The following is an 11,661-nucleotide window of genomic DNA, read 5'->3' on the forward strand; positions in this document are numbered from 1 at the left end:
TACAGTGTTGTCATCAAGATCGCTGTACTCATCGCCTTCCTGATGTTCCTGGCTTTGCGCTCGGGCCTGTTCGGCGAAGGCGATACGTTCCTGAATCGATTTGCCGAGGAAGGCTTGCTGCCATTGAGGATTGCGCAGCATCTGGCGTACTTTCTGATATTCCACATCGTCGATGCACTCGGCATCGCCGTGGCAGAGCACGATCTCTGAACCCGGCAGTTTGTAGGGTTCTTCAATAAGGGTCATGCCAGCCTGATGGCAATAGCTTTTACCCAGCAGGAAATCCCTGTTGCCCACCATAAAGAAAATGGCGGTGTTATTGCTGCTTCTCAGTTCAGCTAGTTTGTTGGCTACTTTTTGGCTCAGCTCATTATCTGCATCATCGCCGATCCAGTATTCAAAAAAATCACCCAGTATATAAAGCTCGTCTGCTTCAGGGGCTTTTTGCTCGATGAAAGCAAAAAAGGCTTTGGTAACGGGGTGGTGGATCTCTTTCAGATGAAGATCAGATATAAAAAGTTGTTTCATAGCATCGCATCTGTGTGGTTGAGGCTCGGTCAGTGATAGGTGATTTGCCGGTGGCGTAAACCCTGAATAGCAAAAAGGGCCGAATGAACGACCCTTTAAGATAGCTCTTAAGGTTAAGAGCTATAGTGCTGAGTGATGTGAGATTTTACTCTTCGATCAGTTCGGCAGACTCTATAATAACGGCTTCAGCAGGAACATCCTGGTGACCCGCTTTAGAGGTGGTCTTAACCTCTTTGATCTGATTAACCACTTCCATGCCTTCTACAACCTTACCAAATACGCAGTAGCCCCAGCCCTGCATATCTTTACTGGTGTGGTTCAGGAAGGTGTTGTCCGCAACGTTGATAAAAAACTGAGCTGAAGCAGAGTGAGGATCCATGGTGCGGGCCATCGCCAGTGTGCCGGTGTCGTTAGACAGGCCGTTGTCTGCTTCGTTTTCAATCGGGTCGTTTGTTTCTTTTTGTTGCATGTCAGCGTCAAAACCGCCGCCCTGAACCATAAAGCCGTTAATCACGCGGTGGAAAATGGTGCCGTTGTAGTGGCCGCTGGTCACGTACTCTTCAAAGTTTTTCGCAGTGATCGGCGCTTTTTCGTAGTTCAGTTCGATTTTGATGTCACCGAAGTTGGTGTGCAGAACAATCATGGTATGACCTTATCTCTTTGTTTAATCAGCGTGCTTAGATGCATTAACCGCGTGTTTGATATGTTAAACAGGATGGCTTAATGACCCACCGTAACGCTATAATAGCGCTTTTGCGTGTTTGGCAAAAGAATCAGGCGTTACCGGAAACGGTTCGTGCCGCTGAAGTGTTTTGGCGGCCATCAGGCACTGAGTCACCTTACCGCTAAGTAGACAGTTTAGAATGGGCGTTACGCCTAACGAAATTCACGCGATTACTCAGAGATTTGCTAAAGATTATGAGCAACACTGAAAACACACCTGCACCTAATTTTATTCGTACATTGATTCAGGAAGAGCTGGCTGCAGGTCAGTATGAGCAAATTACGACCCGTTTCCCTCCTGAGCCAAATGGTTATCTGCATATCGGCCACGCTAAGTCGATCTGTCTGAACTTTGGCCTGGCTGAGCACTTTGATGGTGGCTGTAATCTGCGTTTTGACGACACCAACCCTGAGAAAGAGAGTCAGGAGTACATCGATTCCATTAAAGCTGATGTTGAGTGGTTGGGTTTTCAGTGGGCCGGTAATATTCGTTTTACCTCTGAATACTTCGATCAGCTTTTCGCTTATGCCGTTGAGCTGATCAAAGCGGGTAAAGCCTACGTTTGTGAGCTGAACGCTGAACAGATGCGTGAATATCGCGGTACGCTGACCGAAGCGGGTAAAGACAGTCCGTTCCGTGACCGTTCTGTTGAAGAAAACCTTGATCTGTTTGAACGTATGCGCGCCGGTGAGTTTGACGATGGCAGCAAGGTCCTGCGTGCCAAGATCGATATGTCGGCTCCGAATATCAATCTGCGTGATCCGATTCTGTATCGTATCCGCCGCGCTCATCACCATCAGACCGGTGATAAGTGGTGCATCTACCCAAGCTATGATTTTGCCCATGGTCAGTCCGATGCGATTGAAGGTGTGACGCACTCTATCTGTACGCTGGAGTTTGAAGATCACCGTCCGCTGTATAACTGGTTTATCGAGAATCTGCCGGTGCCGTCTCAGCCGAAACAGATCGAATTCTCCCGTCTTAACCTGAACTACACGGTGACCAGTAAGCGTAAGCTGAAGCAGCTGGTGGATGAAGGTCATGTTGCAGGTTGGGATGATCCGCGTATGCCAACACTGGCAGGCCTTCGTCGCCGTGGCTATACCCCGGCGTCTCTGCGCAAGTTCTGTGACATGGTTGGTGTAACCCGTAGTGATGGCGTTGTTGATGTCGCGATGCTCTATCATGCGCTGCGTGCCGACCTGGAAGAAAATGCACCCCGTGCGATGTGTGTGCTGAATCCGATTAAGGTCACTATCACCAACTACCCGGAAGATCAGGTTGAAGAGTTTGTTGTGCCATCTCATCCGGCTAATGAAGCGATGGGTGAGCGTACTATCCCGTTCAGCCGCACCCTGCTGATCGATTCAGACGACTTTATGGAAGATGCGCCGAAGAAATTCTTCCGTCTGACTGAGGGTAAAGAGGTGCGTCTGCGTAACTCTTATGTGATTAAGTGCGAAGAGGTGATCAAAAACGAGCAGGGTGAGGTTGTCGAGCTGCTGTGTACTTATGACCCTGAGACGCTGGGCAAAAACCCGGAAGGTCGTAAAGTGAAGGGTGTGATTCACTGGGTTTCTGAGCCGCATGCGGTTCCGGCTGAAGTTCGTCTTTATGAGAACCTGTTTACTGATCCTAGCCCTGACAGTAATAAAGAGGTGAACTTCCTGGAACATATCAATCCGGAATCTCTGCAAGTGACGACAGGTTACTGTGAGCCAAGCCTGTTGACGTCAGCACCGGAAGATCGTTTCCAGTTTGAGCGTGTGGGTTACTTCTGCGCCGATCGTTTCGAACATGGTCAGGATGACAAGCTGGTATTCAACAAAACAGTTGGCCTGAAGGACAGCTGGGCAAAAATTCAGAAGAAGGGATAAGCGGGATGTTACAGATCTACAACACCATGACGCGCAAGAAAGAGGTTTTTACACCGATTGATGCGAATAAGGTACGCATGTATGTCTGTGGTATTACGGTTTATGACCTGTGCCATATTGGCCATGCCCGGGTGATGGTGGGTTTCGATATGATTACCCGTTATCTGCGTCATCGTGGTTACGATGTGAACTACGTGCGCAACATCACTGACGTTGATGACAAAATTATCCGTCGTGCCGGTGAGAATAATGAGCCGGTTGATGCACTGACGGAACGTATGATTCAGGCGATGCATGAGGACGAGGATCGTCTGAATGTGTTGCGCCCGGATCATGAGCCTCGCGCGACTCATCATATGCAGGATATTCTGGATATGGTGCAGACCCTTGTTGAGAAAGGCTTTGCCTATGCGGCTGATAACGGTGATGTCTATTACCGCGTCAATAAGTTTGAAGGCTACGGTAAGCTGACCAATCGTAATCTTGACGATATGCAGGCTGGTGCCCGTGTTGATGTTCAGGATGCAAAAGAAAATCCAATGGATTTTGTGCTCTGGAAGGCAGCAAAAGAGGGTGAGGTGAGCTGGGATTCGCCGTGGGGTAAAGGTCGTCCCGGCTGGCATATTGAGTGCTCGGCGATGTCCACCTGCTGCTTGGGTAATCATTTTGATATTCATGGTGGTGGTCCGGATCTGCCGTTCCCGCATCATGAGAATGAAATTGCTCAGTCGGAAGCGGCTACCGGTGAAACTTACGCCAATACCTGGATGCATGCCGGTGCGGTGCGTGTTGATCAGGAGAAGATGTCCAAATCATTGGGTAATTTTTTCACGATCCGCGAGGTGCTGGATAAGTACAATCCGGAAGTGGTGCGTTACTTCCTGTTGTCCAGTCATTACCGCAGCCCGATTAACTACTCTGAAGATGGCCTGAAATCTGCGCGTCAGTCGCTGGAGCGTTTCTACACTGCGCTGCAGGGGGTTGAAGCGGTAGATGTTAAGCCGGAAGGTGAGTGGGTTGAGCGCTTTAAGGCGGCGATGGATGATGACTTCAATACGGCAGAGGCTTTCGCAGTGCTGTTTGATCTGGCGAAGCATCTGAATATTGCCAAGAAAGAAGGTGATGTGGCAGCAGCTGCCCAGCTTGCAGGTACGCTTCGCTTGTTTGGTGATGTGCTGGGGCTGTTCTGGCAGGATGCGGATGCTTTCCTTAAAGGCGAGCCACAAAGTGGTGGTCTGACGGAAGAGTATATCGAAGCCCAGATCGAAGCCCGTAAGCAAGCCCGCAAGAATAAAGACTTTGCTGAGTCAGACCGTATTCGTGATGCGCTGGCGGAGCAGGGGATTATTCTGAAGGATTCCCGTGAAGGAACCAGTTGGGTGCGCGAATAATTCGCCGCTAGGCTTGTAAAAAACAGGTCGGAAATAAAAAAGGGGATGCCGATTGGCATCCCCTTTTTTGTGCCGACTGTCCCGTCCTGAATAAGGTTGACACATTTCCTACCCTAAACTGGAGAAATGTAATGGTTACTTATCTGAAGCGTACCCAGTGAAATTACGCTCTACTCTCTTGCTGAGTCGATGCAGTGAGGTCAGCTACTTGCGGGCAGCTGTCTTGCCAGTTCGCCTAACGTGCGGATCGCCTCTTCAACCTGTTCATTCCAAGGGATCGCACAGTTTACCCGCAGAAAGTTCTGGTAATAATCATGGGCGGAAAAGAGCTTGCCCGGCATAATGCCGATACCCTGTTCCAGCGCCTGATGGTGCAGCTGAAAGGTATCCACCTTACCCGGTAATCCGACCCAGAGAATATACCCGCCCATAGGACGGGTCAGGGTCGTGCCTTCCGGGAACCAGCGGCTGATCGCTTCGCCCATCAGCTGTACCTGTCGGGCGTATGCCGCCTGAATCCGGCGCAGATGGCGGTCGTACCCGCCGTTGGCCATAAACTCCGCCACCGCCATCTGGCTGAGGGTGGAGGTGCCGACACTGCTAAAGGACTTCAGAAACTCAATCTGCTGCTGATAACGACCACCGGAAACCCAGCCCACCCGTAAACCGGAGGCGATGGATTTGGAAACCGATGAGCAGTACAGCACCAATCCGTCTTCATCGTAGGCTTTGATCGCCGGTGTCCGGTTGCCGGAGTAATCCAGATCACCAAACAGATCATCCTCAATCACCGGAATACTCAACGGCTTTAACAGCTCCAGCAGATCACGGCGATGCTGATCCGGCATGGTAAAACCCAGCGGGTTATTGTGAGTAGGTACTAACGCCACCGCTTTCACCGGCCACTGCTGTAATGCCAGTTGTAACGCTTCCAGACTGATGCCCTTCTGGGGATGGGTCGGAATCTCCAGCGCCTTCATACCTAATGATTCAATGGTCTGCAGCAGGCCAACAAAGGCAGGGCTTTCAATGGCGATCACATCACCGGGTTGTGCCACGGCGCGCAGGCAGAGGGTCAGCGCCTCCTGACAGCCGTTGGTGATGACAATCTCACTGGCCGCCACATGACAGCCGGATTCTGCCATACGCTTGGCGATCTGGTTGCGTAGCTCCTCAAGCCCCGGCGGGAAAACCGATACCACCACCTCATCCATACGCTTGCGCACCAGACTGCCCATAATACGCTGCAGCTGCTTAACCGGCAGAAAGTCGGGGCTGGGAATCGCCGTACCCAGATTGATCAGCTCCGGCTGCTGACAGCGGCGCAACACCTCACTGGCAGATTGTTTGATGCTCACAGCGGTGGGCAGGCTCAGATCGGTCTGCTGATCCGGTGTCGGCAGATCGCAGGAGTGCGCTGTACCGGACTCAAAAGTCGAGCTGAACGGGGAGACCATACGGCTAATGCCGGATTTCTCAGAATGTGTACCGCCATAAGAGGGTGTCACCGGCTGGCGCACATAAAAACCGGACTGAGGTCGTGACTCAATCAGGTGTTGCAGTTCTAACTGCTCATAGGCGCTTTGGATGGTTGCGATACTGACAGAGCGCTGCTGGCTTAGCTTACGGATAGAGGGCAGTTTATCCCCCGGCTGAAAAATGCCTTCTGTAATCTGGCGTGCCAGCTCGTCAGCAATCTGTTGGTACAGTGTTGAGTTTTGGGAAGGTGGCTGTGTCATAAAAAGGGTGCAGTCTTCATTTTTTATTGTTTTCCCCATCATGAAAAGCAGGGGTAATAACCGGTCAGAGCTTATTGGGTGTTGCCTGCTGTTATAGGCTGATCCGGTGCGTAGCTATCATTAAAGTGTTACCTTAATTTGATCTTATCCTAACGTATTTGTAACACGTTGAACCATTACAGTTTACGTCAGATTAAGCAGTACAGTTGCTTTTTTTTGAAACTGTACTGCTTAAATCTGCAAAAACTAGCCCTGCAAGCTTCAACTGTTATTGACCACAATTGTCCTCATCAAAAATATAAAGGCAGACACACTGCATCAGTCACCGTGATTGTGGGATGAAACAGCCCCCACAGACTGAGATCTGCTCTTTGACCACTACCAGTCGGCACCGGCAAAACACCGGCGGTATCGGCTAAGAACAACGATAAGGCAAGGTCATGACTTATAAAATTCTGAACGGTAACGAACTGATTATTGAAGGTGGTTTAGAAGCGGGCTTCTCGCTCTACACCGGATACCCTGGTTCTCCACTGGCGGATTATTTTAACATTCTGCATGCCCGTAAGAGTGAACTGCATGACAAAGGTATCCGTGTTGCTCTGGGTAATACCGAAGCCAACGCAGCGGCCATGGCCGGTGGCGCTAAACAGGCAGGCCGTAACGTGATGGTCGGCATGAAGTCCATGGGGCTGCATGTGGCATCTGATGCCCTGTCCGTGGGTAACTTTGCGAACCCGGGTCAGCCTTATATCGATCCTGAAACCGGTGAATCCGTACACTCCGGCGTTGTTGTGGTTGTGGGTGATGATCCCTGGTCGATGTCTACCGCAACAGCGGCGGACTCCCGTTATCTGTTTAAACACCTGCACATGCCATTCCTTGAGCCTTCCACGCCGCAGGAGCTGAAGGACTGGATCGCACACGCTCTGACACTGTCTCAGCGCTCATCCCTGTATGCCGGTGTTCTGGTAACGACCTTTATCGCCGAAGGCGGTGGTCGTGTTGAAATGGGCGAAATGTCCGAAGTACCGAACACCCTGACCGACTTTGACCCAAGCACCTTCGATCTGGCCGCCAGTGTGATGGTGCCACCTAACTCTCTGGGTGCAGACCAGCGTCTGATCCGCGAGCGTTTCCCGAAAGCGAAGAAAGTGCTGAAAGAGCTGGCGCTGGATCGTCAGTTTGGTAACGCGGACAGCAAAGTCGGCTTTATCTCCTCTGGTGTTGTTTTTGAAACCCTGCGTCAGATCATGCAGGAAGAGCACTATCTGGATGACTTCTCACTGTACAAAGTGGCCTGTTCTTATCCTCTGGTGGATGACCTGCTGGTGCCTTGGCTGCAGAAGCTGGATACGCTGGTGGTTGTTGAAGAGAAGCGTGGCTTCCTTGAGAACGAGCTGATCCACCTGTGTCAGGAACACGGCGTTAAGGTTCACATCTACGGTAAAGAGTTTGCTGATCGCGTCAGCGGTAGTGAAAAGGTGATCGAAGGCTTCCCGGCGGATGGCGGTATTTCTTACGAGATTCTGCGCAGCAAACTGGATGAGCTGATGGGGCTTTTGGGTCTGCGTCCGTGCCAACAGAAGCAACCTGAGCTGATCAAACTGGATCAGGCGCTGCCGATGCGTCTGCCAACTTTCTGTCCGGGCTGTCCGCACCGTGAAACCCTAAGTCTGCTGAAAGAGCTGCGTAAGGTGTTTAAAGAGGAAGACGGTATCAACCTGATCTCCCACGGTGACGTAGGTTGTTACTCTCTGTCGTTCCTGGAACCGTTCAAAGAGATGCACGATATCTCTGCGATGGGGCAGGGTGGTGCGTTCGGTGCCGGTATGGACCTGTTCTCCACCAACCCGTCCGTGGTGCTGATGGGTGACTCCACCTTCTTCCACTCCGGTCTGAGTGCGATCTCCAACTCGGTACAGCTGGGTCACAACATCACCTATATCGTGCTGGATAACGACTTTACCGCTATGACCGGCCACCAGATGTCGCCAAGTACCGGCCAGTCTGTTGAAGGCCGTAAGCGTCCTGAGCAGGATATGCTGAATTTGGTACGCGGTATGGGCGTTGATGAAGCGATCGAGGTGAACCCATCCGACCGTTACTTCTACCGCAACATGCTGAAGCATCTGGTGAAGAAACCGGGTACCAAGGTGATCGTTTCTGACAAAGAGTGTGGCCTGACCTTTGCCGCACGTAAGAAGCGTGAAGACCGTAAGATCTTTGGCGCGGGTGAAACCAAGCCGGTACAGACCTTCTTCCAGATCAACACCTCTGCCTGTGAAGATTGCCGTGCCTGTGTTGAGATGACCGGTTGCCCGGGTCTGTCTCAGACCGAAGATGCCTACGGTCCGAAAATGTTTATCGACCCTCAGATCTGTGTGTCTGATGGTTACTGTTCCAAAATTCTGGCGTGTCCGAGCTTCGAGCAGGTTGATGTGATCAACTATCACCCGACCCGTTATCAGCAAGCCGAAGACGCCGCGCAGCCTCATGTCGCTAAAGGCGCACTGCCTGAGCCGGATCGCAGCAAAGCCTTCGAGGATATTCTGGACGGTCAGGACTGGCGTGTTGTGATTACCGGTGTGGGTGGTTCCGGTGTGACCACTATTTCCCGTGTACTGGCTGAAGCCGCCGAAGAGATGAACGGCCTTAACGGTCTCGACTTTAAGTTTATGGACCAGAAAGGTCTGGCTCAGCGTAACGGTCGTGTAACCGGTCACCTGAGTATCTTTAACCGCGAGAAATCTGCCAGCGCCATCACCCCGATGGGTACTGCGGATCTGGTACTGTCACCGGATCTGCTGGACGGTAGTGCGGCGCTGAACTTCCTGGCACCACACGGTCAGGCGCTGCTGGACGAAGAGTTCCAGATTCCGCTGTCGATCCTGCTGGATTACGGCGAAGAGCACGATGTACTGAAAGCGGAAAAACTGCGTGAAGTCATCGACGAGAAACTGAAAGATCGCGCCTTCTTCAGCCCGATGAAAGCGGTTGCTCACCGTCAGCTGGGTAAGAGCGTTTACGCTTCTGCTGTACTGCTGGGTGTGGCGTACCAGAAAGGCATGCTGCCGTTTACTGAAGAGAACATGCGCGATGCTTTCCGTCGTGGTGTACCGAAAGCAGAATTCGACAACAACTGGAAAGCCTTTGAACTGGGTCGTCGTGTTGTTGAGATGGGCGTTGAAGCCTTCCGTAACGAGTTCCTGCCGTTCAACGCAGAAGCGACTGACGGACAGATGGTTTCTGCCTTCCGTAACAGTGTGGCCGACAGCGCCGGTCTGTTTGAGAACAAAGATCAGCTGATCAAACTGTACGATGATGGCCTGAGCCGTCTGCAGGGTATCTTCCCTGAGATCGAGCGTGATCATCTGGCGAACTACATCCACGACATCGTGGTGTATGACCGTGATGCATCACTGGATGCCTTTATCGCCGATGCTGAGAAAGTGGCAACGCTTTACTCCGATATCGCGCTGCAGCGTATCGCTCTGCGTGCACTGACCAAGACGTACTGGATCAAAGACGAAGTCTTTACCGCACACCTGATGGTGTCGCCGGTTAAGAAAGCCCGTGACGAAGCAGCCTACAAACATCTGGGTACCGGTTTTGAGATTAAACACCTCAACCGTCCTGAGTTTGACCTGTTTGATCGTCGCTTTGCCTTCGAGTTCTCACCGAAGAACTGGATGCTGAAAGCCTTCCGTCATCAGCGTTGGTTGCGTAAAGCACAGGCTAAAGTTCATGCCCGCGAGCATGAGATTGCACACCGTATCCGTCGTGAACTGTTAGAGGTTGTACCAACGATCACTGACGACCAGCGCAAAGCACTGGTACGACTGGATAACATCAAAGGATATCGCCAGGTGCGGTATGAGAAGGCAGAGAAGGTGTTCTCAGATCTGTCTTCGTCCAGCAAAGGCCAGGGTGGTAAGAAAGCCCAGGCTGCTGATGGACAACAGATTCCAGCCGTGCAGATCCACCAGCCATAAGCTGGCGGATCATTCCGGTGGTTTTACTCCTCCTCCGCAGTAAAACCACCGGCGGAATCTGCTTTCCCTGACTAGCCGAAAGGGAAGGAATCGTTTGTTGTTAGGAACGGCAGTCCTGTTCTGCCGTGGTACGGGGTTTAGCACTCACCGTATCAATTCAGCTCTCTTGCTGAACTCTGCATTTTCACCCCGCCACATGGCGGGGTTTTTTTATGCCTGAAAGTTGGGATTTGTCAGAAACTGGGGGTTCAGGTTTGTATTTAGACTGGATCGGTTTCTGTGTCTATATACAGTATATTTGCGGTTTTTCCTAAAATCGTGCTCGGTTTGTCCGACTTAATGCGCGGTTTACCGGTGTGCCGGAATTGGATAAGCTGCAAAATCAATGAATTATGGAAAGCAGGCGCGGAATAACAGGTGCCTGCTTATTTGTGATAACGCGCATGCGCGTTTAGCAGGGAGGCGGTCAGATCAGAAAATGGATTTTTCCTTTCTTATCAAAACCTTTCCCCTGATCTTGTCGGTATATTGAAATCGGCAAAACGCACATGCCTGATATTAAGCTGTTAGAGCTTGTCGGAAATTGAGGGAATAAATTGGCTTACGCATTGATCGATAATTCGACATTAACTGCTGTTCAAAGGTTGACAGGACAAGTCTTGACTAAGTCAAGGGACTCTGTCGACACTGATATTGTTGCTTTTGAGAATTACATCCAAGCCATTCTGTTTTATGACAGACTGGTAGCAGTAGATGATTATATTCCTGCTCATCGTGACGCAAGAATTGCTTCTTTCCCTGATATAACGTTCCTCACTAAATCTGACTTCAATTTAGATGAAATTGAAGCCACCGCTACAGCTAAAGCAAATCAACTGCAACCAAAACTCCAAGGTGGGGAGTTCGTAAACGATGATTTTAAGAAGCTAATTGAACTTCTACAGACGCACATTGTGTGCACATGGGATATTAGCTCAAGTGTTTATCATCTCACACTTAAGAGCCTTTCTGACAATCCGCAAGAATTTGATAAATATGGAAATATCGCCGCCTCAATATTTGCTGAACTCGGTGATGCCAGTGATGCCGGGAAGAGAACTAGTGGTAATGTCGAACTAGTTGATCGGTTTGGAAATCCGATTAGGAAAGGATACAAAGTACCTGGGGCTAAATGGGGGGATGGAACATCAAGTGGAGAGGCATCAGGCGCGATTAAAGCTTTCGTAGCGTCTTTAGTTTGGCTTGCCAACCGTTCAATTTTCTATTCTTTAACAGCGAAATATTTGCAAGCTGACACATTTTTATACCCAATCAGGCAGGCGTATCAGCAAAGTTATATTAGCCAGACTTGCCGAGGGTGTTCATAGTTCTGTGTCACCCATTACTTACAGATCCACGTAACCGTCG

8 protein-coding genes are annotated in these 11,661 nt (G+C 50.7%); 5 read left to right on the forward strand and 3 right to left on the reverse strand.

From position 1 onward, the window contains the following. The coding region (locus tag AC4GL5_RS12350; RefSeq protein ID WP_490383093.1) for a UDP-2,3-diacylglucosamine diphosphatase at positions 1–528 on the reverse strand (528 nt) is incomplete at its 3' end. A gap of 145 nt (positions 529–673) precedes the next feature. Continuing rightward, a complete protein-coding gene (locus AC4GL5_RS12355) occupies positions 674–1,171 on the reverse strand; it encodes a peptidylprolyl isomerase (RefSeq protein WP_490383094.1) in 498 nt (165 codons plus the stop codon). 80 nt (positions 1,172–1,251) lie between these two features. On the opposite strand from AC4GL5_RS12355, the gene AC4GL5_RS12360 reads away from it, so the two are divergent. The 3 genes from AC4GL5_RS12360 to cysS all read left to right on the forward strand — a co-directional run bounded on the left by AC4GL5_RS12360 (position 1,252) and on the right by cysS (position 4,520). Continuing rightward, positions 1,252–1,377 (forward strand): hypothetical protein, encoded by a 126-nt coding sequence (locus AC4GL5_RS12360; protein ID WP_490383095.1) that lies wholly within the window; start codon positions 1,252–1,254, stop codon positions 1,375–1,377. Positions 1,378–1,446: 69 nt separating this feature from the next. Further along, positions 1,447–3,129, forward strand: a complete 1,683-nt coding sequence (locus AC4GL5_RS12365; protein WP_490383096.1) for a glutamine--tRNA ligase/YqeY domain fusion protein — start codon at positions 1,447–1,449, stop codon at positions 3,127–3,129. Positions 3,130–3,134: 5 nt separating this feature from the next. Next, complete coding sequence (cysS, locus tag AC4GL5_RS12370; protein WP_490383097.1) at positions 3,135–4,520, forward strand: cysteine--tRNA ligase; 1,386 nt, start codon at positions 3,135–3,137, stop codon at positions 4,518–4,520. A gap of 200 nt (positions 4,521–4,720) precedes the next feature. Here the strand turns inward: cysS and AC4GL5_RS12375 are convergent, their stop codons facing one another. Further along, positions 4,721–6,259 (reverse strand): aminotransferase-like domain-containing protein, encoded by a 1,539-nt coding sequence (locus AC4GL5_RS12375; protein WP_490383098.1) that lies wholly within the window; start codon positions 6,257–6,259, stop codon positions 4,721–4,723. 440 nt (positions 6,260–6,699) lie between these two features. On the opposite strand from AC4GL5_RS12375, the gene AC4GL5_RS12380 reads away from it, so the two are divergent. After that, positions 6,700–10,254, forward strand: coding sequence for a 2-oxoacid:acceptor oxidoreductase family protein (locus tag AC4GL5_RS12380; protein WP_490383099.1), 3,555 nt, complete (start codon positions 6,700–6,702; stop codon positions 10,252–10,254). A gap of 596 nt (positions 10,255–10,850) precedes the next feature. Next, the gene (locus AC4GL5_RS12385) at positions 10,851–11,621 is read left to right on the forward strand and encodes a hypothetical protein (RefSeq protein ID WP_490383100.1); all 771 of its coding nucleotides are present in this window, start codon (positions 10,851–10,853) and stop codon (positions 11,619–11,621) included. Positions 11,622–11,661: the final 40 nt, after the last annotated feature.

This window comes from Oceanospirillum sp. (assembly GCF_982874595.1).

Coding starts and splice junctions, on each gene's coding strand:
- AC4GL5_RS12355 (WP_490383094.1), bottom strand. CDS start 1,171: ATGATTGTTCTGCACACCAACTTCGGTGACATCAAAATCGAACTGAAC.
- AC4GL5_RS12360 (WP_490383095.1), top strand. CDS start 1,252: ATGACCCACCGTAACGCTATAATAGCGCTTTTGCGTGTTTGGCAAAAG.
- AC4GL5_RS12365 (WP_490383096.1), top strand. CDS start 1,447: ATGAGCAACACTGAAAACACACCTGCACCTAATTTTATTCGTACATTG.
- cysS (WP_490383097.1), top strand. CDS start 3,135: ATGTTACAGATCTACAACACCATGACGCGCAAGAAAGAGGTTTTTACA.
- AC4GL5_RS12375 (WP_490383098.1), bottom strand. CDS start 6,259: ATGACACAGCCACCTTCCCAAAACTCAACACTGTACCAACAGATTGCT.
- AC4GL5_RS12380 (WP_490383099.1), top strand. CDS start 6,700: ATGACTTATAAAATTCTGAACGGTAACGAACTGATTATTGAAGGTGGT.